This window comes from Mycobacterium sp. 852002-30065_SCH5024008 (genome assembly GCF_001665645.1).
Classification (GTDB): Bacteria; Actinomycetota; Actinomycetes; order Mycobacteriales; family Mycobacteriaceae; genus Mycobacterium; species Mycobacterium paraffinicum.
The window spans coordinates 1-23,405 of sequence record NZ_LZSZ01000175.1 but is presented as its reverse complement, the minus strand read 5'-3'; the positions used below and the strand labels follow the sequence as shown (position 1 = coordinate 23,405).

The window sequence follows — 23,405 nt, the reverse complement described above, 5'->3', positions numbered from 1 at the left end:
ACCGTATTCGAAGCAACGAGATGAGTCGATGGTGACCGAAGCGATTCCGAAGACCAGGGACACCGCCGGTGACACCCGGCAGCGCATCCTGCAGACCACGATGCGCTGCTTCTGCGCGTACGGCTACGAGAAATCCTCGATGAAGCTGATCTCGGCAAAGGCCGGCGTTTCGCAGACGCTGCTGCACTATCACTTCGAGAGCAAGGAAAAGCTCTTCCAGGCGGCCATCGACGACATGGCCAAGAACATGTTCGCCGCGGCGTCGGCCCGGCTGTCGCAGGGACCGTCCGTTCGTGACGGCCTGGCCGAGGCGGCCGGCCTGCTGTACACGCTGTTCATCGACGACCTCGACGCGGTCACCTTCATGGTCGAGTTCGCCGCGGCGGCCAACCACAACGAGTTCTTGCGCACCGCGTATGTCGACTATCGCGACACCCAGCGACGGCAGTTGGGTGAGCTGCTGCGCACCATCGCCGGTGACCAGGCGCCGCAGCACTTGATCGACGAGGCGGTGCGTCTCTGCGAAATCGTGCTGCTCGGCATGTCGATGCAGCGCCCGTTCGTCGCCGACACTGAAAGGTTCCGCGCCGACTTCGACGCCTTCGCCGAGATGATCGCCGCGCGCTTCACCGAAGGATTGGATTCGAAAAGCCGATGACTCCGAACACCACCATTCAGGCAGTGCCGCCGATGGTCGAAGACGCAGTGACCGGATCCGGCGGCAAACGAATCTTCGTGCGCCGCTATGACAACGAGAAGGCCGACTATGTCTTGGTGCTGGTGCATGGCACCGCCGGCAACAGCGAGAGTTACGACGCGTTCGCCGAGCACATGCGCCGCCACTACCGCGCGGCGGTCTATTCCTTCGACCTGACCGGGCACGGCCGCACCGAGGGCAAGCCGGGTGTGTTCAGTTTCGAAGCCTTCCTCGAAGACACCAGGGCGGTCACCGACTACGCCGCACGACGGACGTCCCTGCCTGTCGTCGTGCACGGCGCCAGCCAAGGCGGGGAGGTCGCATTCCACGCGCTCGACGCGTGCCCGGCCGTGGCGGCCGGTGTGTGCATGAACATCCTGTTGAACCACGAGGCGCCGATGAGCCTGCCGATCCGGCTCTTCCGGTCGCGGCTGGCGAAATTCGCGGCGGACAAGGTCGGCGATCGGCTACGCGTCCCGCTGCGGCGGTTCATCGACTTCAAGGCCGCCTACCAAGAAGACCCCGGACTGCTGGACACCAAGAAGAAGGACCCGCTTTACGTCTGGTCGTATGGGTTCAAGAGCTACCACTCGGTGTTCAACTATGTGCCGCCAAAACCCGCCGCCGCCAACACGAAACCCGTCCTGATCGCCTGCGGCGAGCACGATGAAATCGTCGGAGTCGAGCACTGCCGGGCTTGCTTCGAGCGGATCGGCGGGACCAAAGACTTTTTCGTGATGCCCGGTGGCGGCCATCAGCTCATGTTGTTTGACACCAGCGTCTACGGCCGCGTGATCGACTCGTGGATTCGGGAGCGTGTGCTCGGCAAGGCCCAATCATGGCAAGCGCCAATCGAACTCGAAGAGCGCAGCTACTTCGAATTCCTCGATCGTGAACGGGCCAACGACGCGGCGGGCGAACCGGAATACCGGTATTCGATCATCGATCGCGTGCTGATGCGGATCAGTAACGGCACGATCGAGCGCGGGGTCCGTTACTTCTCCAACGCCGAAGTGAGCGATCAGTGGCGCTTCACCGCCGAGCTCGTCGGCGAAATCGACTACGCCGCGTGGGACTTCCTGCGTGACTACCTTCCGGCGGCGAATGGTCAACGGCCGGCGATGGCGGTGGTCGGCTGCGGCAGCGGCGGGGCGATCGCGGGGTTGCTCGAACGATATCCGGAGTTGGGTGAATGGGACGTCGTCGGCATCGACGTCGACTACAAGTCGATCGACGCGGCCCGCAAGCGCTTTGCCGGCAAGCCTGGTGTGACCTTCGTCGTCGGCGATGCCCGTAACCCGGAGGTGTTGGGCGCCAATCGGTTCGACCTTGTCTACCTGCACGGAGTGCTTGACCACTGCACCCAGCACCGCCGCCTGATGGACAGCGTGTTTCGCGCGCTGAAACCCGGCGGCCGGATGTTCTATGTCGCACCGGATCGCAACCTGTGCACCTGGCTGTGTTTCGTCACGATCGGGCCGCTGTTCGTGTTCGGCCTGCACAAACCGAACCACGACTTTCGGCGATTCCCTCGCCCAGCCGAGTTGAACGCGATGCTCCGGGACGCCGGTTTCGAACTGCTGCCCCGGCGCGACCGGCCGGCCGTCCCCGCCATGGTCGGGGTCGAATACAAGTCGGGGATGAATCCGTTTCCGGTCAAGAGGTCGGTGCGCACTCGGGCCCTCGGCGAGGAAATCTTCGAGCACACCGAGCCCAGGTGGTGGTTGGGGAACGGCTTCGTCGGCGAGTACGCGGGGGCGGTCCAAAAACCGTTGCGGAACGCCGCTGTTTAACGCCTGTCGAGTAGCTGGTTTCGATTCCGGATTGCGGGGTTATCCCGAACCAGCAGGGAGTCAGCTTTCCGACAGGAGATCGACACGGACCTCCAAGGAACCCAGTCTTACCGCGACCAGGGCAGTACCGGAGTGCCTCTGGGGCCGGGCGGGCTCCTCGGCGACGGTCGGTACGAGCTGCGCGGCGTCCTGGGCCGCGGCGCGATGGCCGAGGTGCGTGAGGGATGGGACCGGAAGCTGAACCGGCCCGTCGCAATCAAGCTGCTCTATCCGGGGGTGGCCGACCGGCCGGACAGCCGGTTGCGGTTCGAAACGGAGGCGCACGCGGCGGCGCGGCTGACCGGCCGCCACGTCGTGGTGGTCCACGACATCGGCGAGCACGACGGGCTGCCGTTCATCGTTATGGAGCGGCTGCCGGGTGTGTCGCTGGCCGACCACATCGCTCGCGGGCCGCTGCCACCGGCGTTCGTGCACGTCGCGCTCGACGGTGTCCTGGACGCCCTTGCCGAGGCGCATAGCGCCGGGATCCTGCACCGCGACGTCAAGCCGGGCAACATCTTGTTCACCGCGGCCGGCGAACCCAAGCTCGCCGATTTCGGTATCGCCAAGACGTCCGGCGCCGCCTACACCAGGGCGGGCGAAGTCGTCGGCAGCATGGCATATCTGAGCCCCGAGCGGCTGACGTCCAAGCCGGCCACGGTGTTCGACGACCTGTATGCCGTGGGCGTGGTGGGTTACGAGGCGCTGACCGGGCGGCGGCCGTTCCCGCAGGAGGACCTGGGCGCGCTGGCACACGCGATCCTGCACACATCACCGCCGCCGCTGGCCGCGCTGCGCCCGGACGTTCCGCCGGCCTTGGCCGCCGCGATCGAACGTGCGATGGCGCGCGACCCGGCGTGGCGGTTCGACCAGGCCGGGGCGATGCGAGCCGCGCTGGCCGGCGCGGCCCCAGCAGCGATGCCCGCTCACACCCGGGTGATGGAGGCGCCGCCGCCGGCCGTGCTGACCTACACGCCCGCGGGTGCGCCACTGGAGCCGGACGCTCCGCGGCGCAAGTGGTGGATCGCGGCGATCGTTGCCGCGTTCCTGTTGGCGCTGCTCCTGTTGGCAATCGATCCGCCGTTCTCGGCGCCACCGCCGACACCGACCACGACCACCACCACGCCGACGCCGCCCCCGACGACCACCGCCACCATCACGCCCAGCAGCACCCCGCAGCCGGCGCCGCCGCCACCCGGTCACCCGGGCAAAAAGCCCAAAGGCGGACACGGCGGCTGAGGTCGATATGGGATCGGGCGCCGGCCGGCCCGCCCAACTTCAATTGCGGCCTATTCTGGTGCCCGGTGCCGCCGCACGCGTGAGCCGCCGCACGTTAGGTCGGCGCCCAATTCGGGAACCCGCACGGCTGGACCTTTACGACCTAGCGAAAGGACTGCCCATTGACCTCGCGGCTTGGCACCCGGTTCGGGCCCTACGAGCTGCGATCGCTGATCGGCGCGGGCGCGACGGGCGAGGTCTACCGGGCGCACGACACGGTTAGGGACCGGACGGTCGCGGTCAAGCTGCTGCCTGCCGAGATGGCCGCGGAACCCGGCTTCCAGCAACGCTTTCGGCGGGAGTGCGGGATCGCGTCGCGGTTGCAGGAGCCCCACGTCATCCCGGTGCACGACTTCGGTTCGATTAACGGGGTTTCCTACGTCGACATGCACCTTGTCGAGGGCGGCAGCCTGAAGGACCTGCTGCGCGAGCGCGGGCCGCTGGAGCCGCCGCGGGCCGCGTCGATCGTCGCGCAGGTGGCGCGGGCGCTGGACGCCGCGCACGCCGCCGGACTGGTGCACCTGGGTGTCCGGCCGGAACACGTACTGCTGACCCCCGATCACTTCGCGAGTCTCGTCGACCTCGGCATTGGGCATGCCGACGGTTCGCGCGTGTATATGGCGCCCGAGCGGTTCACCACCGGCCAGGTCGGACCGCAGACCGACGTGTACTCGCTGGCCTGCCTGCTCTACGAGTGCCTCACCGGGCATCCGCCGTTCGAGGCCACGGACCCGGCCGAGCTGAAGAGCGCGCACATGTTGTCGCCGGCGCCTCGACCCAGCATCATGCGCCGCGGCATCGGCCGGGCCTTCGACGACGTCGTCGCCCGCGGCATGGCCAAACAGCCTGCGGCGCGGTTCGCTTCCGCGGGTGAACTCGCCCGGGCGGCCAGCGAGGCGGTGAACGCGGCGTACGAGCCCGTCGCGGCCGGCGTTGGCGCCGGGCCCCTTGGCACCCGGCCGTTCGAGGCGGTCTATCCGAACCCGGACGACACCGGTTACAGCCCGTATCCGGTTGTTGAGCCTTTGCCGACGGCGCCGCGCCGACCCTCGTTGGGTGGCCGGGCGCCGCTGGTGGCGACCGGGGCGGCGGTGGTGCTGGTGATCGCCGGGTTGATCGTGGCGCTGGTATCGGCGTTGATGAGCGGGGGCTCGCCGCCGCCTGCCGCCTCGAAGCCTTCACCCGCGCCGTCGAGCCCGCCGCCGCCGAAGACGCCGACGCTGTCGGCTCCGGTGCGCGGCGCCGACGGGTTGGGTTTCGTCGGCGAGACGGCTCGTTGCGACCCGGGGAACCCGCCGGCCGCCGTTGTGCGCACCGCCAAGTCGCTGGCGGTGGTGTGTCAAAACCTCAGCGGCAGTTACTACTACCGCGGCGAGCGGATTCGCGACGGCGCGCACATCGAGCTGTCGAACGCGGAGCGCGTCGGGGACGGGTTCGATGTGACCAACCCGGTCGACGGCGTGCGCTACGAGGTGCGCCCGAATCGGCTCAGGATCGTCAGCGGCAGCCACGTCGATTCGTCGGAGCCGGTGTTGCAGTACGCAACCGCGTCCTGATCACCACGGGCGGAGCGTGTTCGGTTTAGCCATCGTGACGTCGTTTGGCACCGACAAGGGGACCTTGTCCTCTGCCGGTATTGCGGCTCTGGGGCGAAGACTCGGGTACCTGCTTCGAAGAGGAAGTTCCGACAATGTGGACCACTCCATCCGTCATCCCGTTCTCCGTCTGGCGGAAGATTGCCATGGCCACCTGGCGGCCGCGGAAAGACCCGGTGATTTGGGCGACGATGGATATCGAAGCGGTGCGGCTGCTCGAGTACCTGCGCCAGGTCCGCGAGGCAACGGGTCAGCACGTCACCCCCATGGACCTCGTCGGCAGGGCTGCGGGCAAGGTCATCGAGGCGCTGCCGGGTCTCAACGGCCGGGTCGTGTTCGGCGGCTTCCTGCCGTCCCCGACCGTCGACTGCTTCTTCGTGGTATCGCTGCGGACGGACCTCATAACCGGAGCCGAAGCCGCTGGCACCGATCTCTCTGGCACCGTGGTGCGTCGCATCAACGAGAAGCCGCCCTGGGCCATCGCCAAGGAACTCGCCGATCATGTCGGACGCATTCGCCACGACGAAGATCCGCAGTTCAAGCAGAGCAAGGCGATGGTCAAGGGACTGCCGCCGCTGCTGCTTCGTCCGGTGATGGATGCGATGGGCTTCATCACCGAGAGCCTGCAATTGCCCATTCCGTTCCTTGGGCTGGAGGCCCGCCCTTACGGCTCGATACTCGTGAGCAACGTGGGCACCTACGGCCTCGACACGGCCGCCGCCCCTTGGCCGACGTTCTGCCACGTGCCGCTCGGGATCATGATCGGCGCGGTGAAGGACAAGGTGTTGGCTCTGGGCGGCCAACCCGTCGTGCGTCCGGTGCTGCCGCTGTCGATCGGCCTGGATCACCGGTTCGTCGACGGCTACCAGGCCGCGACGATGGCCGGCATCTTCCGCGCGTATCTCGCCGATCCCGCCGCATTCGATCCGGTGCCCACGACAAGCTCACCACGCACGGGGCAGCGTGCCTCCGCGCGGTTGAACGGCACGAGGCCGGCGACCACACCGAGCCGATCGAAGGCTAAGGCGCAGCGCCGCGCTTGAGGGGAAGCCATGACCGCCTCACGACCACCTGCACGCGCGGCCATCGCCCCGCCGCATCCGAAGGACGGTCCGTTCTACTCGTACACCGAAAAAAAGCCGCTGTCGGACATCTGTGCTGAAGACTCGCAGCGTTCGCTATCGCCGAAGTGCCTCCGTCGAGAACTGTTCGTCGATCCAGCAGGGCAACCCGATTAAGCCGATTCCGGTTCCATAGGAAGTGATCTGAGCCCGACGAGCCAAGTTGGCCAGGAAGCGCGGGCAAAGTCGATCGTTCTTGGAGGTGCGACGTGGCAGAGCGACGCCGGCTCGGCATCGAGGAACGGCTTTTCACCCGCTAGCGGGTGTTCCGCAGGGTTCTTCTCCGCTGCGGTGCGCGAACGTCGCGATGATCGCCTCGCGAGGTGAGCGCCAGGTCACCCCGAGCTCGGCCAGGGTGCGGGAGTCATCGGTTGGTATCGCCGCGGTCAGCAGTTGTGCCGCTTCGAAACTGAATCCGGCCCCGAGTGGCAGTAGGTTCCCGACGGCGTCCGCGATCCTGCCCAGTGCCCGAAACATTCCGCCGGTCACGGGAATTCGCCTGATGCGACGCCCGGAGCCGGCCTCGAGCGCGCAGATCATCTCATCGAAGCTCAGCATCACGCCGCCGCACACGTAGCGTTTGGGGCCGCGGCCCGGCTGCATCGACGCGATATACACATCGGAGATGTCACGGACGTCCACCATCATCATTCCGGCGTGCCGCAGTCGCGGCGCGACACCCGCGCGGATGATTGGCGCCCAGCCCTGTTCGGTGATACCGGGGGCCGTCATGAAGGCCGGTCCGACCACGCTGGACGGATAGGTGATGACAACGGGCGCACCCTCGTCTTGCAGGCGCCGGGCAGCACGATCGGCGTAGCCCTTCGTCTTGGCGTAGGACGACCTACCCGCCGCGGTGGGAGTGTCCGGCCCGATCACCGGGACCGCCGGCGAGAAGAGGGAGCTGTAGCTGTTGATCGTGACGATCGGGTCCAGCCCGCGGCCGTGTGCCTGACGCAGGATCGACTCGGTCGCGAGCGCGTTGATCTCCCACATCAGGTTCTCGCGCCGGTTGTCGGTCCCGACCACGCTGGCAGCGTGCAGCAGGGCGTCACTGTTGTCCAGGAGCGTCGCCACGGTATCGGACTCGCGGACGTCGCCCTCTAGCACGGTTATCGAGCCGAGTTCGGAAAGCCTGCGCAGCAGTTCGGGGTTGTCCCACCCGGGCTCGGCCAGAAGCCGTACCTGATGGCCAGCATTGAGTAGGCCACGGACGACGTGTGCACCGAGATATCCGGTGCCACCAGTCACTGCGATCTGCACGAGTTCGTGACTCTACCGGGCGATGGCAGGTGGTATGAGAGGGCAGGCGCACTTCCCGACCGTGAGTCGAGCTATGCCGGTCGGCTGCCGATCTCCAGGCCAGCGATCTCGCAGGTGCCGTCGAACACCACCCGGCCGTACTCCCGCACCCTGCAATGCAATCGGCCGGCGAGGTGCTCAAAGTCGGTGTCGATGTTGCGGCGCTGCTCGGGCAGCGGCACCGGCAAGACGTGCGGATCCGCGCGGGTGCCGTCTCCGTCCAGCTCGATGTGGTAGCGGAGTGTGCGTGCTGACACGGTCCAGTGTCCGTCGCCGACGTCCGATCGCACGGGCACCGGCGGGGTTACTCGAATGACGCGGTCGCCGAGTCGCACGACGACTCCGGTGACGTCCCTGCGGATCGGGCCGAGCTGAAGAAGGCCGCCCGAGAAGGCGACCGAGACGTCGGCGTCGCCGAAATCGTGTGCCTGACCCCACCACCAGCGCTCGGGGAAGCCCGCGCCCCAGTTGCGTTCCGTGTACAGCTCGGCGCCGTCAAACGACCACGTGTCGTCGTTGAATTTGACTGTGCCGGTAACTTTTCCGCCGAGTCGGTAGGGATGCCAGTATTGGTTGAGAAACGGGACCGAAGAGAAGACGCCGCCTCCACCAAAGGCCTTGGGCCAATTGAAGGGATCGGCGAAGTGCAGGTCGAGGTGGATGCCGTCAAGGTCGATCTGGAGTCGATCGGTGTTCGCCGCCAGACGGCAGTCGGGAGCGGTCCCGGCGTGCACTGAGAACGTGGACGATTCGGCGTGGGCACCGTCCATGGCCGCGGAACGCACCACGCCGCCGGGATGCAGTGCGACCGCGACGGTCGCCCAGTCCCCGTCTGGATTCCGGTTCACGCTGCACAGTGCGACGACGACGCGACCCGAGGCGGCATCGGTGAGGCGCCAGAACCAGCCCTCCATTTCTGTTCCGTGTGAAGGAACCGGATCGCCGAAGGGCACGTCGGCACCGGTGCGCCGATAGGCATGGACCAATGGCTTGGCCGTGCTCGCCGTTATCCATCGCAGGTAGGAGGCAGTCATCTCTTGTCGGCCAGCCCCGACTGCACGAGCGCGTCGTCGATGAAGCGCTGCACCGGCCGCGAACGGAAGAATCCGGTGTGACCGCCTGGGTACCATTGGATTTCGGGTTTGTCCCAGTGTTCCCAGAGTCGGGTGACCTGGTCGCGCGGGTGTACCAGCCGGTCGGCGAGGCCGGCGTAGATGAAGCGGCCCTGTTTTGGCACGCGCGGGGTCAGGGCCAGCGGCGAGATCATGCGGCCGAGGGGTTTGGCCGAGTTCATGGTGTGGCGCAGGGCGGCGTGGCCGCTGAGGCCGGCGTGGCGGCCGACCAGGTTCACCAGGTCGACGGCCGGCACGCCCAGGATCGCGCAGGTGAGGCCGTCGTCGAGGCTGGCGACCAGCGACGAGATCAGACCGCCGAGCGAGATGCCGTTGACCCCGATCGCGGCGTCGGGCTGTTGCGCGCGGATCCAGGCGATGAGGCGCCGGATGTCCCAGACCGCCTGGGCGGCGCCGTGGACGTCGTCGAGCACGTCCTCGCTGGGGAACTTTGGTCCGCCGCTTGCTCGGGGGCCGTGCAGGGGGAGTACCGGCAGCGCGACGTTGAGGCCGAGATGCCGGTACAGGTGCCAGGCATGAAACAGCATGGGGTCGAGCGCGGCCCGGCCCATCTCGGCGCCGTGGATACAGACCAGCCACGGGCGCGGCCGGCGGTGCCGGAACATCAGGGCGTATTCGCGGTTGTTGCCGGTGTAGCTGTGCCACCGTTCCCGGCTGGGTTCGCCTTCGTGGGGCTCGTAGTCGCTGTCGAAGGACAGCCGCTCGTAGTTGCGTCCCATGCTGCTGACGCGCTTGACCGTCACGTCGGTGGGGAGTGGGGGAGGGGCAAAGAAACCCTCGGGATTGTCGAGCCAGCCCTTGTTACCGTAAAACTCCTGCGCCGCAAGCACTTCGCTGTCGATCCGTTCGAGCGTTTTTGCGTCGGGAGCCCGGCGCAACAGGCTGAAGCCGGCCAGCAGGATTTCGTCGCGGAATGCCTGCGCCGCGAGCGCGATGGTGGGCCGGGCCACCGGTAGCTCGTCGGGTTGACGATCCAGGTAGGTGCCCCACGAGCGGGCGTAGAAGCCGCCGGTGCGGGTGAACGGACCCAGCACTTGCGTCATCGGGTTGGCGGATTTGCGAGCGCTGTCTGGCATCTAGCCTCGTTTCGCTCCGGGGGTGAAGGTGACCGGCAGCGTGCCGAGCCCGGTCATGCTCGGGTTGCCTAGGTACTGGTGGACGTTTTGCACGTCGACTTGGTAGTCGGGGATGCGGTCGAGGACGGCCCTGACCATTACCTCGGCCATCAGCCGCGCCAGGTGTGAGCCGATGCAGCGGTGCGGGCCGAGGCCGAAGGCGAGGTGGCGGTTGGGTGTTCGGTCCAAGATGATCTCGTCGGGCTTTTGGAATTCTTTGTCGTCGTGGTTGGCCGACAGCCAGCTGATGACGACCCTGTCGTTCTTGCGGAGGTGTTGGCCGTTGAGTTCGACGTCGTGAGTGACTGTGCGGCTGAGGGTTTGGTTGACCGAGAAGTAGCGCAGGAATTCATCGGTGGCGGTGCGGTAGAGCTCCGGGTGGTCGATGAGTGGTTGCCTGAGGGCCGGGTGGGTGCCCAGGTATTGGAGCGTGAGCGCGGTTTGGGACGTGGTGGTGTCGACGCCGCCGCCGATGAGGTTCCAGAGGATGTTGAGCAGCTGTTCGTCGGTGAGGCGCTGGCCGTCGAATTCGAACTGGATGAGGAAGCTGGTCAGGTCGTCTGTCGGGCTGGCTCGTCTGCTGGCCGCGTACTCGAGGACTTCTTGCATCATGGCGGGGACTTTGGCGATGGCGTCGAGGTACTCGGGGCTGTCTTGCGGGACGGCCATGACGGAGTGGAACAGGTTGGCGTAAAGGTGCCAGTTGTCGTGCGGCAGGCCCATCAGCTTCATGGTGAGGATGGCGGGGACCGGGCTGGCGTAGTCGAGGACGAGGTCCATCTGTCCGTCTTCGATTTTTTGGTCGAGGAACTCATGGGCTTTTTGTTCCATGAACGGCTTGAGTTTTTGGACTGCGCCGGGGGAGAGGAACGGGGCTAGGGCGTGCCGTAGGGCTAGGTGGTAGGGGCCGTCGACCTCGCCGATGCCCAGGGCCGGCTGGCCTTCGGGCCGCGGGACGCCCATCTCGCCTTGGTAGTCGACGCCATCGGCGGCGTTGGGCTCGTATTTGTGGGCGAAGGTGTCGCCATCTCTCGCCGTGTGGCTGACTGCGTCGTAGCTGCTGAGGAACCAGAAGCCGCCGTAGTTCTCGTTCCAGGCGACGGGGCAGCGTTGTCTCAGCTCGGCGTTGATGGCCAGTTCGTTGAGGTTGAACGCGTCGGAGTGGTGGTCGAAGTCGACGATGGCGTCGTCGGTGACATCAGGTCGGGTTGCCATCTGAAGTCCTCCACCTGGACGAGAGCTCGGCTTTCTACACTATCTTTGCATTATTACGCTCGGGGTTGTGTCGAGAAAGGCCGCGATGGGTAGTCACCGGACGACCTTCAACCATGTCGGATTGTGTGTCTCCGATCGTGAGCGTTCGAGGCGGTTTTACGAGAATGTGCTTGGGTTTCAGTTTTGGTGGGAGCTTGATCCGCCCGACGGCCCCACCGCCAAACTTGTGCAGCTTGCCGAGCCGCTCGGGGTGCATGCGACTTACTTGGTGCGCGACGGGTTCGTGCTGGAACTCATGGACTACTCGAAGCGTCAGGTCCACGCCGGGGCCGAACGTGTCATGGATCAGATTGGGCTGACGCATATTTCGTTTTCGGTGTCGGATCTTCCTGGTGCGTTGGAGAAGGTTGAGGAGTTCGGGGGAGCCGTGGTCGACGCGACGGTGACCGGGGCGATGGCGATGGTTCGTGATCCGGATGGGCAACTATTGGAGCTGCTTTCGGATGGGTGGTTGGCGGCGTTGCCGCCTCGGCCGTAAACCGGGCGGCGAGACGCGCGGGTGAAGTACGAGTACTGGTGGGAAGCGGCTATTCGCACCCCACGCCATTACCGTCTCGGCCGAGGCCGTAAATGTCCTTTCCGGCCACAGTTACGGGTCCCGAGACATAGGCGGGACCGTTACCGCTACCGCCGGCACAGTCGACATCACTGGCGATGGGAACGCAGGCGCCCGAGTAATTCGGGTCGCACGATGAGCCGGGTTGTTGGGGTATGGGCGCTACGTGTGGGCCTGTTGATTGCGTGAACGACACATCGCTTGGACTGGCGTCCGCGGACGGAGCAAAGGTTCGCCGCTGCCTGCGCAGTCGCTACGGACCACCAGGAGTAGCGTCGACGCGACCCACGCAGCAGGGAAACTGACATGAACGCGACTGCCTGACAAGGAGAAAAGCCATGAGTCACAACGACGTGCTCGACGCCGCCGTCACCGCGGGTTCGTCCATCGGACAAGCGGTCGGGATGTTCATGCTGCACCCCGAGAATCTCGCCGAAAGCGTCGCGGCCGGCTACCAGAACCCGCTCGCCGGATACGTTGCGGGGCGCGGCGGGGTGCTGGGCGAGGCCACCGGCGTCGCGGTCAGTTCGGTGTTCGTGGTGTTCGAGCCCACCTCCCTGCGGAGCCTGTGGGAGGAGGGCGTCGCGGTTCGCGGCGCGATGGGCGCGGCCGAGGTGTACTGGGAACAGGCCGCCGGCTTCGCGCGTAGGCACCTGGCCGGCGGCGAGGGGCTGGACCGCATCGCCGCGCTGGGGGAAAAGATCGTCGCGGCGACACCGGATGGGGGCCTGCCGCTGTACGCCGGGTGGCGCACCATGCCGCTGGACGAGGACCCGCCCGCGCGGACGCTGCAGGTGATGCACGTCCTGCGGGAGCTGCGGGCCGGAGTGCATTTCAACGCCCTCACGATCTCGGGTATCACCCCCGTGGAGGCCCACATGCTCAACAAGGGGCATCAGTATGCCGCGATGTTCGGCTGGTCGGAGCCGTTCGCCGACGGCGCGGACAAAAAGGACCGCTACGCCGAGGTCGAGGAGGCGACCAACCGCCGGATGGCCGAAATTTTCGCAGCCGCCCTCACTCCCGACGAGGCGGACGAACTCGCCCGGCTCAGCGCCGCCGCTTTGGAGTCGCTGAAAGCCAGCGCCGCGACCTTACCGGCCAATGGGTGATGCACCGAGGCGGGGATCGCACGCATTGAGTCGGTCAGCGTAGGCCGGATGCGTTGTCGTCCAACCGAATCCGGCTGGCTGACCCGAAGCGCCGGGTGCGGTCGGGGTCAGACGGTTGGCATCGTCACTCCGGGTGGCGCGGAGACTGCCACCGTTGTGCCGGCTGCCGGACGCTGATTGCGAAAAACCACTAAGGTCCCGGGTGCGTCGGCATTCGACAGGGCAACATCGAGCGATAGCCGCGAATTGTACTCGGCGAGTTGCAGATTGAGGTACACATAGGAACGACGATCCTGGTGACACTGGGTGACGAACTCCTCGGCAAGGCGTTGGCCTTCGTCAATCGTGGACGACGCGATCGGCTCCACCCTGCGTGGCGCCGCAACGGCGACATCTTTCGGTCGTCTTGTCGGCAGCTCACTGAACGTCGCGCCGCAGCAGCGCCCCTGACATCGACCCGATCCGCGCGCAGCTGGGCAGCGCCATCTCTTGCAGCTCAGAGAAGTTCGGGGCGCCCCGAGCAGCCGGCCACTAAGGTCATGTTGACTCCGCCACGCTTATGTCCTGGTCGTGTTCGCGTTTGTGGAGCGTGCGTGCCGCCGGACGCAGGGCCCATGACGCAACCGTCAGTACGAGCACAATGGAGCAGATCGCGACTTCTTGGACATCCTTGCCCGTGGTCAAGTGCGACACGATGGCCCCCGAAAAGACAAAGAAGATGCCGGCGTAGGCCCACTCCTTGACCAGCGGAAGCCGCGGCACAACGAGGGCAGCCGCGCCGAGCAGTTTCCATGTCCCAAGCAAAACCAAGAAGTACGTCGGATAGCCCAAGTGCGTCACGACGTTGCGAACCAACGGAACGCGGAGCACATCCCAGATGCCTCCCAGTGTCAGCTCAGCGACGAGCAGGGCGGTGGCAATCCAGTAGGTGGTCACCTGGGCGCGAGTGCGCATCTCGCGGGTTTTTGTGATCGCAGTCATTTCAGAGTCTCCGGCGATGTGTCGTAACGAGTGGTCTACTGCTACGACACGCCACGACGCCAAAACGTGACCGCCGACGACTTGAGGTCTGTGATACATCGCTTGGATCGCGGGACGTCGGGTGATCTTGCCGGCTTCGGTAGCGGCTTGGGCGGCGGGGGTAACTATGTCCGTTCCTGCAGTAATCATTATTCTGCTTGTGAAAGTCACCAAGGAGCACTGATGACCGCCACCGCAGTCCCCCCGGCTACCGCGAAGCCTGTCATCAGCGCCCTGGCGCCGTCCCGGGGTTTGCGATTGATGTGGACCTTGGCGTTCGGTTCGCTTGTGCTGGGCTTCCCGCTCTACACGTACCTGGTGTTCCACGGCCATATGGACCGCGGGCTGATGGCCAACCTGCTGGCCACTCAAGCTACGGCCGCCTACTTCGTGGGAATCTTTGCGGCCTTTCTGCCGATCCCGTCGCTGCGGCGCTGGACCAGGTTCGAGCGCCTGCAGGGGGTCGTGCTGCCGTTCGTGATCTGCTCCTACGCCACCCACCTGACGTGGGAGTTGGGGTGGCTGATCCTGCACAAGCCGATCGCCGGCGCTCGCGAAAGCGCCTGGGCTTACCCGTGGTGGGCCTACATCGACGGTGGAGATCTGCGCTACCTCAACCCAAATCCCCATTTCTTGATGATCGAGGTGCTCTCGGTCATCAACGCCTGCGTCGGCGTCACGGGTCTGATCATGCTCAAACGCTCGCAATTCACCGACTACCGCGGCACTTTGCTCGTCATGTCCACGGCCGTCACCCACACGGTGCTGACCTGGTACTACTACGGCAGCGAAATCATCGGCGGCTTGCCGTCGGTGAACACCTCGAGTTTCTTTGACCTGGGCGTGAAGTTCATCATGCTCAACATGCCCTGGCTCATCGCGCCCTGGCTAGTACTCGCCTGGGGATACCAAATGCTCAAACGCCAATTCGCAGCCATTGCCCAATCGTCAGAAATAGCCAGCGGCACCACGGCCTGAGCACACTGGCCCGCCCAGCGCCGACTCGGTTCCTCAGCCCCTTTGACCGCAGCTCGAAACGGGCGGGTGCATATCAGCCGACGGGATGAGGGTGTCTCATGCTGGGCTGCTCGACCCGGTGAGCTCGTAACCTCCACTAGCCTGACATTGGGCTGCTACGAGTCCACGAGGGGAATCGATGAGCGGAACGGGCGAGACCACAATCGCGGTAACCGATCTCCACCCCGTCGGGCGCGGCGTCGATCGCCCCGAACACGTCCTCGTGGCCGGCGATGGCAAGGTGTTCGCCTCAGATAAGGCCTCTGCTGTCGCAGAACTCATCGACGAACACACGATTCGACGTATAGGTAAGGCGGGCGGCGAGCCGAACGGGATCGCGCTCGATCGCGACGGCCACTTTCTGATCGCCAATTGGGGCTTGGGTGTGTTGCAGGACCTCGACCCGGTGACCGGCGCGAACACGACGGTGCTGGGCGGACAACTCGATGGACGCCCGCTGCGATGGTTGAACTTTGTCCTGGTGGATTCCGTTGGGGCGCTGTGGTGTTCGGTGAGCACAATGGCTGACGATCTCATGGATACCATCGCGCGGGGCACCGCCGATGGATTCATTTTTCGGGTCGCACCGGATCGCCAATCGGCGAAGGTGGTCGCCGAAGCGGTGAGCTTCCCCAACTGCATGGCGCTCGATCGCAATGAGGACTACCTGTACGTGGTCCGCACGGTGGCCGCCGACGTGGTGCGATTCCCGATCGAAGGCGCAACACTCGGCCCCCAGGAGCAATACGGTCCTCCGCTGGGCGGCCGGCGCCCCGACGAGTATGGCCCCGACGCCGGCCTGTCCATGGCCGACCCGGAGGTTGGTCGCCGGTGGGGAATGGCCGACGGGTGCGCGTTCGACGCCGAGGGAAACCTTTGGGTCACATTGGTTTTGGCGAACAGGATCGTGGCGATCCGCCCGGACGGCACGGCCACGGTGGTCCTCGACGATCCCGAGGGCGCGCTATTGAAAGGCCCGACCAGCATCGCCTGGGGCGGGCACGACATGCGCGACATCTACATCGGCTCGATCACAACCCCATACGTTCTCAAGGGGAGAAGCTCGGTGCCGGGCCTGCCGATGATGCACCAGCGCTAGCCGCCCGACGGGCCGGGCCGCATGAAGCCGGGCAGCGCATCGTCCGGGTTGGCCGGGATCATCGACTCGCCCAGCCCCCACAGCTGGCGAATGGTGGCACCGCCGTCGACGACTAGGGTCTGACCGGTGATGCGGGCGGCCAGCTCAGAAGACAGGAACAACGCGGCGTTGGCGACGTCATGCGCGCGGGGGGCCGCGAGCGGGTTGATTCCGTTGACGGCGTATTCGTTCGGCGGCTGGTCCTCGTTGCCGGAGCCCACGTTGCCCGGCGCGACCGCATTGGCGCGAATGCCGTACCGGCCCAGTTCATCTGCGAAGGTTTTGACCAGCGAGATGACGCCGGCCTTGGCGGCGCCGTAGGCGGCGTGGTAGGTGGCCGAGGCAATGCCGTCGACCGATGCGATGGCCACCAACGATCCGCCGCTGCCCTGGGCGATCATGTACCTTGCCGCGGCCTGGAAAAGGTAGAACACCTGGGTCAGGTTGTAGTGGATCGCCGCGTCCCACAGCTCGGTGGTGAAGTCCTCGACCTTTGACCAGGTCGCCCCACCGATGATGTCGACGCACACGTCGACACCGCCCAGCGCCGCGACGGCGTCATCGATCGCCCGACCGACCTGCACGGGGTCGGTCATGTCGGCGACGATCGGGACCGCAGTGCCGCCCCTGCCGACGATCTCGCCGGCAATGTGCTCCGCGCGCTGCTCGTCAATATCGATGCAGGCCACCGAGGCGCCGGCTTCGGCCAGGGCCAACGACGTGAACCAGCCGTGGCCCGCCCGCTCGGGGATGTAGCCCGCACCCGACACAACCGCGCGCTTGCCGGATAGCCCCAAATCGATCACGTCGACCTCCTCTGCGCGCCAAGCACTTTAGCCGCGAGCCGTTGATGGTCGACGGCGGTACTGGTGGAGTATCGAGGCAGCCCCGACCACAGTCAATGACGACGCACCGTGCCCAGTCAGGACGCCGACTGGTGTTCCTCGAGTTCAGAGCTGCTCGCCTGAGAGGGTTCATCGCTACCTTTGCCCCGGAACGGGCCCGCTACCTGCCCGCCCAGGTAGACGACCCCCCGGCCGGCGGCCACAAGCGCTCGGCCCGTAACGCTTCCGACGGCTTCGAGGGTGGCCAGGGCGGCGTCGAGCACGCTCGGGATGTGGAAGTCCTCCCAGGTCTCGACCTGGTGCTGACGGGCCGCGGCGAAGCGGTCGAGCTCGTCGCGCAGCTCGCCGCGTTGCTTGGCCAGCTCGCGCACCGCCCAGAAGCGGAAGCCGTCGATGGCCGCCGTCTTCCCGAACCGGTCGAGGACTTCCTTCGCGCTCCGGTAGATGTCGAGGTCTTCGCGCAGGTGGTGGTCGACGAGCTCGCGAGCTTCGTCGATAGCCCGGAGCAGCTGCTCGGGCTCCTTCGCCTCGATGCGGGCGAGGTTCAGCCGCTGCCACTTGTGCAGCGCCTCCTCGGCGATGACCAGCAGGCTCAGGGTGTCGCCAAGCCGGTTCTCGCTGATGGCGTTTCGCAGCTTCCCGGCGCGCTGCTGCACACCCAGGGTGTGATCGAACGACACCAGGATGCGGCTGACGTGGTTGCGCAGCTGCTCGACGGTGACGTTGAGCGCCGGCCCCAGCATGGCCACCGAATCCCAGTACGCATCGGGCAGCGACCCGTACTTGTCCAACGAGTCGACCATCCGCGAGATCGTGAGGCTTGTGCCCAGGACATCGCCGGCGCGCTGCGCGCGGGCGACTTCGAGCACCGATTCCACCTTGTCCTCCACGCGACGGACGGCGTCTTCGACCTCGGCGACCGCGGACTTCAACGCCATCTGCACCGCGATCATCTGCGCCGACAGCATCACCTCCGGTCCGAGCAGTTCCGGTCGCCATTGCAGTTGCGCCAGGAGCTCGCCGGCATCGGCGCCCGTGGTCAGCCGGAAGAAGCCGTCGCTGAGGGGAACGAGGTTGCCTTCCTTCAGCGCCTCCACGGTGTCGCGATGCAACTGCACGTACTTGCCGGAGTCGGCCAGCAAGGAAGCCAGCCCGGCGATCGCCGCGTTCGCGAGCGAGGCACTGTCGATACCGGCGACTCGCATGGCGTGGCCGGCGGTCGCGCGTAGCCGGGTCAGATAGGACTCGACAGCGGCGGGGTCACCGCCCAGCAGCAGGGCCTCGTCGTGCAACGACACCACGACCTCGTCGTTGTCGATCGTCGCCGACAGGTCGGACACCTCGGCTGTGCTCACGGCACCTCCTGATCCTTCGGCATCCCAGCAAGCGTGCCAAGAGTTAACAGGAATTTGTCGGCTAGCAAACCCGGACATTACACCCATGTGTGCGGCCGACCGCTCCGCTTTGCCAGGTGTTGGGTAGGAGTTCACCCGGACCCACGCAGGGCCCCTGATGACAGACGGATCCGCGCCCGGAAGCGTCCCCCGTAACCTTCATCTGTGACCGCGCGCAAGCCCCCGCGTCTGTCCGTGGAGGACTGGCTGCAGGCCGGCTACACGCTGCTCGCCGAGCAGGGGGTGCGCGCCCTGAAGATCGAGCGCCTGTGCCAGCAGGCGGGCGTCACCCGGGGCAGCTTCTACTGGCACTTCCAGGACATGGACAGCTATCGGGCCGCGCTGGTCGAATCGTGGAACACCTTCCTCGAGAAGGACCGGCAGTCCCTGGCCGAGCTCGACGCGCTGCCCCCGCGAGAACGCCTGTCCGCCATGATGACCGCGCTGACCAGCCCGGGGCATTGGACGCTCGAACGCGCGATGCGCGAATGGGCCCGCACCGATCCGGCCGCCGCGGCCAACATCCGCGCGGCCGACCGGCGCCTGCTGCGCTCTGTCACCAAGGCCTACAGCGACTACGGCTTCAGCCCCGACGACGCCAAGCTGCGCGCCGAGCTGACCTTCGCCGCCGGCATCGGGCTGCTGCACCTGGCCGGTTCGGCGCAGCAGGCGCAACAGATCGCGCAGCGCGAACGCTTCCTCGAGCTGATGCTCAAGGACTAGACCATCGCGATCGGGGAGATCTTGGCGCCAATCGCCAACGCGCCGGCCAACTCTCGGCTCACGTCGTAGTCGAAGACGACATGCCCGGCCGCGATGTCCACGTCGCGCTTGAACCGCTGCAGCGGATTCGATAGGAATTGCGCGCTGGCGCCGGAGGCGTCCAGCAAATCGGCAATCACTGCCTTGCTCTCGTGCACCGTGTGGGCGGCCGCCAGCCGCGCCTCGGCCCGCACCGATCGATGCACCCGCTCGCCGGCGGCCACCATCCGGTCGATCCCGTCGGCGGTGTCGTCGACGAGCGCCCTCAAAGCGCGCAACCGAACCCGCGCACTCGCCAGCCGGATCTGCGCGGCGGGCTGATCCTTCTGCGCCGCACCGCTATACGCCAGGACGCGCCCGCCCAGTCGTTCGGCGAACAGCTCGGTCACCCGCTCGGCGGCACCGAGCACCGGCATCGACGCCACCAGCGCGAGCGCGGGGACCATCGGCCACCGGTACGTCGGCACGTCATGGGCCCGGGCGCCGGGCGTCGTCCCGGCATAGATATCGGCCACGGCGACCATGCGGTGCTCCGGCACGAGGACGTCGCTGACGACGACGTCGTGGGACCCGGTGCCCCGCATCCCGGCGGTGTGCCAGGTGTCCACGACCTCGACCTGGTCGGCGGGCACCAGCACCAGCGCCGGGTCGATGCGATCGGGTCGCTCGATGAGCGCCCCGACCATCACCCAATCCGCATCCATCGCACCCGTGGCCCACGACCAGCGGCCCGTCAAGCGCACCCCACCCTCAGCCGGGACGCCGCGGCCGGTGGGGGCCAGGGGAGCGGGCGCGAGCACCGGCCCCGAGGCAAACACCTCCTGCTGGACCCGCATGTCGAACAGCGACAGCATCCAGTTGTGCAGGGCGTAGAAACCGAGCGTCCAGGCGCTGGACGCGCACCCGTGCGCCATCCGCCGAATCGGTTCCAGCAGTCCGGGAAACGACGCCTGGATGCCGCCAAACCGGGCCGGAAGCAACAGCCGGAACAGCTCGGTTTCCCGGAACTCGCTGATCGTCGCCGCGGGCAGCCGGCGCAGCCTTTCGGCCTCGTCGGCGCGCTCGGCCAAGCGGGCGACGAAGTCGTCGGTGATCCCATACGTCGGGCGAGTATCGACCGCGGACATGGCGCGACCGTACCATACTATTTTGTACGGTCATGTAAGCGGTTGGAGCGGAACGGCTCTCAGCCCAGATCGTAGGAATCCCGCGACACCCGGAAGTAATGCCCGGTGCTGCTGTCGGTGCATGTCATGCCCGACGGCTCGCTGTCGCAGGTGAGCGTCCCGGCGGACTTGGACTGGCCGTAGTCGAGTGTCGGCTCGCCGGCGACGCGCAGGGTGTCGCCGTGACAGTGGATGGCGGCCGGTTGACCCTGGGTCAGGACGAAGCGATTTCCCCAGGCGAGGTGTTTGCCGCACTCCGGGGGTGGCGGCGGCTGGTAATCGAAGTCACTGATGTCGCACGCGACAAATGCGCTGTCCAGAACGCAGTAGATGTTCCCGGACGGGGATTGAAAGTTCACGGTGTCGGCGCGTGCGGTCGCGGGCGTGGCGGTGGCCGCCGCGACCATCGCGCCGATGCCCAGCGCGACCCATTGGCGACCGACCATTTGCTGAGCGTAGGCGCAGATCCGCCCCGTCCGGGGCGGAAAGCCGAGAATCTGGCCGGTAGCCGTTTCCTCAGTTGGACCGCGCCCGCAGTTGCTCGCGGGTGTGTTTTTCCACGAACAGCGGAACGAAATCGCGGACGGGGCTGTGCGTGAACCGGGCGTGCTCTTCGCGGATGAGGGCGTCGACGACCTCTGATGGGATCTGCGGGAACTCGTCGATCAGTTGCCGCTCGATATCCGCCAACAGCATCTTTTCGTTGACCTGAGTGACCTTACCCATGGGCAGGGGGTTCCCGATCGGCGCTCGCGATCAAACGGGTTTCGCGTTAAGAGGGCGCTGCAATCGCGTGAACTGGGCGCACGCCTATAACAGAGCGTCTGCTCTGTTACTATGCCGGAATGCCGCGGCCGCGTGTTCACGACCAGGACCAAATCCTGGATGCCGTCGAACGGTTGGCGGTGCGGTCCGGGCCCGCGTCGGTCACGATCAGAGCCGTCGGCGACGCGATCGGGGTCTCCAACGGCGCGCTGTACCACACCTTCGGCTCGCGGGCGGGCCTCGTCGGGCGCGCCTGGCTGCGGGCCGGGCACCGATTCCTCAGCGCCCAAGGCGAATTGATCCACGCCGCGCCCGATGGGGATGGTGTTGCCGCCGTGGTGGCGGCGGCCGAGGCGCCCGCGGTATTCGCCGAAAGCTACCCGGAGTCGTCGCAGCTGCTACTCACGGTGCGCCGCGACGAGCTGCTGGGTCCCGATACGCCGCCCGACATTGCGGCACAGCTGCGCGACCTGGACCGGCAGCTGGTGGAATCGATGATTCGGCTGGCCCGCCGCCTGTGGGACCGCAAGGACGCCACGGCCGTCGACGTCATCACAACCTGCATCGTCGATCTGCCGACCGCGATCCTGTTGCGCCGCAACAGGATCAAAGATCCGGAGGCGCGGGAGCGGCTACGCGCCGCGGTCCGCGCCGTGCTCGACGTCGGGGAACCCCGGCGTAAAACCAGAGAGAAGGACACGACATGACACCGACATGCAGTTGGGACGACAAGATCGCGGTGCTGCACCTCGGCGAGGACGAGAATCGGTTCTCCCCGGAGTTTCTCGATGCGATCAACGAGCAGCTTGACGAGATCCAGCAGGCCGGTGCCCAGGGCCTGGTCACGACCGCGGGCGGCAAGTTCTACACCAACGGGCTGGACCTGGACTGGCTGGGCGCCCATGCCGACCAGACTCAGGCGTACGTCGCGCGGGTGCAGGCCCTGCTGGCTCGCGTCCTCACCTTCCCGATGCCGACCGCCGCCGCGGTGACCGGGCACGCCTTCGGCGCCGGCGCGATGCTCGCCATGGCCCACGACGTGCGAGTGATGCGCGCCGACCGAGGGTTCTTCTGCTTCCCCGAAGTCGACATCCGGATTCCGTTCACCGACGGCATGGCCGCGCTGATCCAGGCCAAGCTCACGCCCCGCGCCGCGGTGGCCTCGATGACGACCGGGCGGCGGTTCGGCGGGGAAGAGGCCGCCGAATTCGGCATCGTCGACGCTACCGCGGCCGAGGGCGAGGTGACCGCGGCGGCCACCGACCTGCTGCGTCCGCTGGCCGGCAAGGACCCCGGCACGCTCGGCGCGATCAAGCAGACCATGTTCCGCGCAGCGGCCCGGGCGTTGACCGACGTCTGATTGCTACCATCGCGCGATGCGTGACCACCCCGGCCGGCCGGGACCCGTTTCGCGACGCGACGTGCTGAAATTCGCGCCGGTGCTTATCGGCGCCGGGCTCATGACCGCTCCGCGCGCCGCCGCCGGTGTCGCCGGCTCGGCCGTCTTCCTCGACCCGGGCCACAACGCCGTGAACGACGCCTCGATCAACCAGCAGGTCCCCAACGGCCGGGGCGGAACCAAGGCGTGCCAGGCGTCCGGCGCTGCCACCAACGACGGCTATCCCGAGCACGCGTTCACCTGGGCGGTCGTGGCGCTGATCAACGAGTCGCTCAACCAGATGGGCGTTCGCACCCAGCTATCCCGAGGTGACGACAACTCCGTCGGCCCCTGCGTGGACCAGCGCGCGGCGGCGGCCAACGCAATGCGTCCCGACGCCATCGTGAGCATCCACGCCGACGGCGGACCCGCGTCCGGCAGCGGATTCCACGTGAACTACTCGAGCCCGCCCTTGAACGAGGTGCAGGCCGGCCCGGCCGTCCAGCTGGCCAACACGATGCGGGATGCGTTAGTGCAGGCCGGTTTCCAGCCGGCCAACTACATCGGCTCGGGCGGCCTGTATGGCCGGGACGACCTCGCGGGGCTCAACCTGGCCCAGTACCCGGCGATCCTCGTCGAACTCGGCAACATGAAAAACACCGACGACGCCGCGCGGATGCAAAGCCCGGACGGCCGGGCGAAGTATGCCGCCGCGGTCACCCAGGGGATCGTCGCCTACCTGAATACCAAAGGCGGCCAACGCTAGCCGAGCGGTCGCTCAGCCGCCCGAAAAGCCCCTGACCGGCGACCCCGCGGGGCCGCCGGTTCCCGCGTCGAGGTGGCTGGATGCGAAGGCGACGCCTTTGTCGATCATGGCGCCGTCGTCGGCGTAGGTGTTGTGGGC

At 66.7% G+C, this 23,405-nt stretch carries 24 protein-coding genes and 1 pseudogene; 13 read left to right on the top strand and 12 right to left on the bottom strand.

Going from position 1 to position 23,405, the window contains the following annotated elements:
• Nucleotides 1–28 precede the first annotated feature (28 nt).
• From A5781_RS22545 to A5781_RS22525, 5 genes are all read left to right on the top strand, one after another.
• A complete protein-coding gene (locus A5781_RS22545) occupies nucleotides 29–658 on the top strand; it encodes a TetR/AcrR family transcriptional regulator (protein WP_067212173.1) in 630 nt (209 codons plus the stop codon).
• Complete coding sequence (locus tag A5781_RS22540; protein WP_067212171.1) at nucleotides 655–2,490, top strand: alpha/beta fold hydrolase; 1,836 nt, start codon at nucleotides 655–657, stop codon at nucleotides 2,488–2,490. The genes A5781_RS22545 and A5781_RS22540 overlap by 4 nt, the downstream gene beginning before the upstream one ends.
• A 132-nt stretch (nucleotides 2,491–2,622) precedes the next feature.
• On the top strand, nucleotides 2,623–3,768 hold the full coding sequence (locus A5781_RS22535) for a serine/threonine-protein kinase (RefSeq protein ID WP_369817781.1): 1,146 nt from the start codon (nucleotides 2,623–2,625) through the stop codon (nucleotides 3,766–3,768).
• A 161-nt stretch (nucleotides 3,769–3,929) separates the two neighbouring features.
• Nucleotides 3,930–5,363 carry a serine/threonine-protein kinase gene (locus A5781_RS22530; RefSeq protein ID WP_067212168.1) on the top strand — a complete coding sequence of 478 codons (1,434 nt, stop codon included), beginning with the start codon at nucleotides 3,930–3,932 and terminating at the stop codon, nucleotides 5,361–5,363.
• A gap of 185 nt (nucleotides 5,364–5,548) precedes the next feature.
• On the top strand, nucleotides 5,549–6,445 hold the full coding sequence (locus A5781_RS22525; protein WP_197503933.1) for a 2-oxo acid dehydrogenase subunit E2: 897 nt from the start codon (nucleotides 5,549–5,551) through the stop codon (nucleotides 6,443–6,445).
• Nucleotides 6,446–6,772: 327 nt separating this feature from the next.
• Here A5781_RS22525 and A5781_RS22520 read toward each other — a convergent pair whose 3' ends face one another.
• The 4 genes from A5781_RS22520 to A5781_RS22505 all read right to left on the bottom strand — a co-directional run bounded on the left by A5781_RS22520 (nucleotide 6,773) and on the right by A5781_RS22505 (nucleotide 11,288).
• Complete coding sequence (locus A5781_RS22520) at nucleotides 6,773–7,786, bottom strand: NAD-dependent epimerase/dehydratase family protein (protein WP_067212159.1); 1,014 nt, start codon at nucleotides 7,784–7,786, stop codon at nucleotides 6,773–6,775.
• Between the two features lie 71 nt (nucleotides 7,787–7,857).
• Complete coding sequence (locus A5781_RS22515) at nucleotides 7,858–8,859, bottom strand: tocopherol cyclase family protein (protein WP_067212158.1); 1,002 nt, start codon at nucleotides 8,857–8,859, stop codon at nucleotides 7,858–7,860.
• Nucleotides 8,856–10,034, bottom strand: coding sequence for an alpha/beta hydrolase (locus tag A5781_RS22510; RefSeq protein WP_067212156.1), 1,179 nt, complete (start codon nucleotides 10,032–10,034; stop codon nucleotides 8,856–8,858). The genes A5781_RS22515 and A5781_RS22510 overlap by 4 nt, the downstream gene beginning before the upstream one ends.
• A complete protein-coding gene (locus tag A5781_RS22505; protein WP_067212151.1) occupies nucleotides 10,035–11,288 on the bottom strand; it encodes a cytochrome P450 in 1,254 nt (417 codons plus the stop codon).
• 85 nt (nucleotides 11,289–11,373) lie between these two features.
• Here A5781_RS22505 and A5781_RS22500 point away from each other — a divergent pair, with 85 nt between their 5' ends.
• Nucleotides 11,374–11,826 carry a VOC family protein gene (locus A5781_RS22500; RefSeq protein ID WP_067212150.1) on the top strand — a complete coding sequence of 151 codons (453 nt, stop codon included), beginning with the start codon at nucleotides 11,374–11,376 and terminating at the stop codon, nucleotides 11,824–11,826.
• Nucleotides 11,827–12,242: 416 nt separating this feature from the next.
• Nucleotides 12,243–13,016, top strand: coding sequence for an evbL (locus A5781_RS22495; RefSeq protein ID WP_067212147.1), 774 nt, complete (start codon nucleotides 12,243–12,245; stop codon nucleotides 13,014–13,016).
• Nucleotides 13,017–13,123: 107 nt separating this feature from the next.
• On the opposite strand, the gene A5781_RS25295 is transcribed toward A5781_RS22495, so the two are convergent.
• The gene (locus A5781_RS25295; protein WP_197504020.1) at nucleotides 13,124–13,384 is read right to left on the bottom strand and encodes a hypothetical protein; all 261 of its coding nucleotides are present in this window, start codon (nucleotides 13,382–13,384) and stop codon (nucleotides 13,124–13,126) included.
• 169 nt (nucleotides 13,385–13,553) lie between these two features.
• Nucleotides 13,554–13,997 (bottom strand): DoxX family protein, encoded by a 444-nt coding sequence (locus tag A5781_RS22490; RefSeq protein WP_067212143.1) that lies wholly within the window; start codon nucleotides 13,995–13,997, stop codon nucleotides 13,554–13,556.
• Between the two features lie 222 nt (nucleotides 13,998–14,219).
• Here A5781_RS22490 and A5781_RS22485 point away from each other — a divergent pair, with 222 nt between their 5' ends.
• Nucleotides 14,220–15,014 (top strand): hypothetical protein, encoded by a 795-nt coding sequence (locus A5781_RS22485; RefSeq protein WP_067212140.1) that lies wholly within the window; start codon nucleotides 14,220–14,222, stop codon nucleotides 15,012–15,014.
• Nucleotides 15,015–15,192: 178 nt separating this feature from the next.
• A complete protein-coding gene (locus tag A5781_RS22480) occupies nucleotides 15,193–16,152 on the top strand; it encodes an SMP-30/gluconolactonase/LRE family protein (protein ID WP_067212137.1) in 960 nt (319 codons plus the stop codon).
• Here A5781_RS22480 and A5781_RS22475 read toward each other — a convergent pair.
• Together A5781_RS22475 and A5781_RS22470 are read right to left on the bottom strand one after the other, a co-directional pair.
• On the bottom strand, nucleotides 16,149–16,997 hold the full coding sequence (locus A5781_RS22475; protein WP_067212128.1) for an SDR family NAD(P)-dependent oxidoreductase: 849 nt from the start codon (nucleotides 16,995–16,997) through the stop codon (nucleotides 16,149–16,151). The two genes, A5781_RS22480 and A5781_RS22475, sit on opposite strands and share 4 nt — an antisense overlap.
• A gap of 116 nt (nucleotides 16,998–17,113) precedes the next feature.
• Nucleotides 17,114–18,367, bottom strand: a complete 1,254-nt coding sequence (locus A5781_RS22470; protein ID WP_369817782.1) for a hypothetical protein — start codon at nucleotides 18,365–18,367, stop codon at nucleotides 17,114–17,116.
• A 228-nt stretch (nucleotides 18,368–18,595) separates the two neighbouring features.
• Here A5781_RS22470 and A5781_RS22465 point away from each other — a divergent pair, with 228 nt between their 5' ends.
• Nucleotides 18,596–19,153 (top strand): TetR/AcrR family transcriptional regulator, encoded by a 558-nt coding sequence (locus A5781_RS22465; protein WP_067212124.1) that lies wholly within the window; start codon nucleotides 18,596–18,598, stop codon nucleotides 19,151–19,153.
• Here A5781_RS22465 and A5781_RS22460 read toward each other — a convergent pair.
• From A5781_RS22460 to A5781_RS22450, 3 genes are all read right to left on the bottom strand, one after another.
• The gene (locus tag A5781_RS22460; RefSeq protein ID WP_067212121.1) at nucleotides 19,150–20,319 is read right to left on the bottom strand and encodes an acyl-CoA dehydrogenase; all 1,170 of its coding nucleotides are present in this window, start codon (nucleotides 20,317–20,319) and stop codon (nucleotides 19,150–19,152) included. The two genes, A5781_RS22465 and A5781_RS22460, sit on opposite strands and share 4 nt — an antisense overlap.
• Before the next feature lie 59 nt (nucleotides 20,320–20,378).
• The gene (locus A5781_RS22455; RefSeq protein WP_231990782.1) at nucleotides 20,379–20,804 is read right to left on the bottom strand and encodes a DUF6636 domain-containing protein; all 426 of its coding nucleotides are present in this window, start codon (nucleotides 20,802–20,804) and stop codon (nucleotides 20,379–20,381) included.
• Between the two features lie 70 nt (nucleotides 20,805–20,874).
• The gene (locus A5781_RS22450; protein ID WP_231990780.1) at nucleotides 20,875–21,084 is read right to left on the bottom strand and encodes a three-helix bundle dimerization domain-containing protein; all 210 of its coding nucleotides are present in this window, start codon (nucleotides 21,082–21,084) and stop codon (nucleotides 20,875–20,877) included.
• 119 nt (nucleotides 21,085–21,203) lie between these two features.
• Between A5781_RS22450 and A5781_RS22445 the strand changes: the two genes are divergently transcribed.
• Genes A5781_RS22445 through A5781_RS22435 form a run of 3 tightly spaced genes read left to right on the top strand, consistent with a single transcriptional unit; the run spans nucleotide 21,204 to nucleotide 23,267 of the window.
• On the top strand, nucleotides 21,204–21,830 hold the full coding sequence (locus tag A5781_RS22445; RefSeq protein WP_067212117.1) for a TetR/AcrR family transcriptional regulator: 627 nt from the start codon (nucleotides 21,204–21,206) through the stop codon (nucleotides 21,828–21,830).
• Nucleotides 21,827–22,483, top strand: coding sequence for an enoyl-CoA hydratase-related protein (locus A5781_RS22440; RefSeq protein ID WP_067212115.1), 657 nt, complete (start codon nucleotides 21,827–21,829; stop codon nucleotides 22,481–22,483). Before A5781_RS22445 ends, A5781_RS22440 begins: the two co-directional genes overlap by 4 nt.
• 16 nt (nucleotides 22,484–22,499) lie before the next feature.
• The gene (locus A5781_RS22435; protein WP_067212107.1) at nucleotides 22,500–23,267 is read left to right on the top strand and encodes an Rv3717 family N-acetylmuramoyl-L-alanine amidase; all 768 of its coding nucleotides are present in this window, start codon (nucleotides 22,500–22,502) and stop codon (nucleotides 23,265–23,267) included.
• A gap of 12 nt (nucleotides 23,268–23,279) precedes the next feature.
• Here A5781_RS22435 and A5781_RS22430 read toward each other — a convergent pair.
• Nucleotides 23,280–23,405, bottom strand: a pseudogene (locus tag A5781_RS22430) (cutinase family protein); the annotation flags it as partial.

What these genes read in the sequence shown, in the direction of transcription:
- A5781_RS22505 (WP_067212151.1), bottom strand. Translation starts at nt 11,288, where the DNA reads ATGGCAACCCGACCTGATGTCACCGACGACGCCATCGTCGACTTCGAC.
- A5781_RS22435 (WP_067212107.1), top strand. Translation starts at nt 22,500, where the DNA reads ATGCGTGACCACCCCGGCCGGCCGGGACCCGTTTCGCGACGCGACGTG.
- A5781_RS22485 (WP_067212140.1), top strand. Translation starts at nt 14,220, where the DNA reads ATGACCGCCACCGCAGTCCCCCCGGCTACCGCGAAGCCTGTCATCAGC.
- A5781_RS22450 (WP_231990780.1), bottom strand. Translation starts at nt 21,084, where the DNA reads ATGGGTAAGGTCACTCAGGTCAACGAAAAGATGCTGTTGGCGGATATC.
- A5781_RS22540 (WP_067212171.1), top strand. Translation starts at nt 655, where the DNA reads ATGACTCCGAACACCACCATTCAGGCAGTGCCGCCGATGGTCGAAGAC.
- A5781_RS22500 (WP_067212150.1), top strand. Translation starts at nt 11,374, where the DNA reads ATGGGTAGTCACCGGACGACCTTCAACCATGTCGGATTGTGTGTCTCC.
- A5781_RS22440 (WP_067212115.1), top strand. Translation starts at nt 21,827, where the DNA reads ATGACACCGACATGCAGTTGGGACGACAAGATCGCGGTGCTGCACCTC.
- A5781_RS22510 (WP_067212156.1), bottom strand. Translation starts at nt 10,034, where the DNA reads ATGCCAGACAGCGCTCGCAAATCCGCCAACCCGATGACGCAAGTGCTG.
- A5781_RS22525 (WP_197503933.1), top strand. Translation starts at nt 5,549, where the DNA reads ATGGCCACCTGGCGGCCGCGGAAAGACCCGGTGATTTGGGCGACGATG.
- A5781_RS22460 (WP_067212121.1), bottom strand. Translation starts at nt 20,319, where the DNA reads ATGTCCGCGGTCGATACTCGCCCGACGTATGGGATCACCGACGACTTC.
- A5781_RS22495 (WP_067212147.1), top strand. Translation starts at nt 12,243, where the DNA reads ATGAGTCACAACGACGTGCTCGACGCCGCCGTCACCGCGGGTTCGTCC.
- A5781_RS22545 (WP_067212173.1), top strand. Translation starts at nt 29, where the DNA reads ATGGTGACCGAAGCGATTCCGAAGACCAGGGACACCGCCGGTGACACC.
- A5781_RS22480 (WP_067212137.1), top strand. Translation starts at nt 15,193, where the DNA reads ATGAGCGGAACGGGCGAGACCACAATCGCGGTAACCGATCTCCACCCC.
- A5781_RS22490 (WP_067212143.1), bottom strand. Translation starts at nt 13,997, where the DNA reads ATGACTGCGATCACAAAAACCCGCGAGATGCGCACTCGCGCCCAGGTG.
- A5781_RS22455 (WP_231990782.1), bottom strand. Translation starts at nt 20,804, where the DNA reads ATGGTCGGTCGCCAATGGGTCGCGCTGGGCATCGGCGCGATGGTCGCG.
- A5781_RS22515 (WP_067212158.1), bottom strand. Translation starts at nt 8,859, where the DNA reads ATGACTGCCTCCTACCTGCGATGGATAACGGCGAGCACGGCCAAGCCA.
- A5781_RS22445 (WP_067212117.1), top strand. Translation starts at nt 21,204, where the DNA reads ATGCCGCGGCCGCGTGTTCACGACCAGGACCAAATCCTGGATGCCGTC.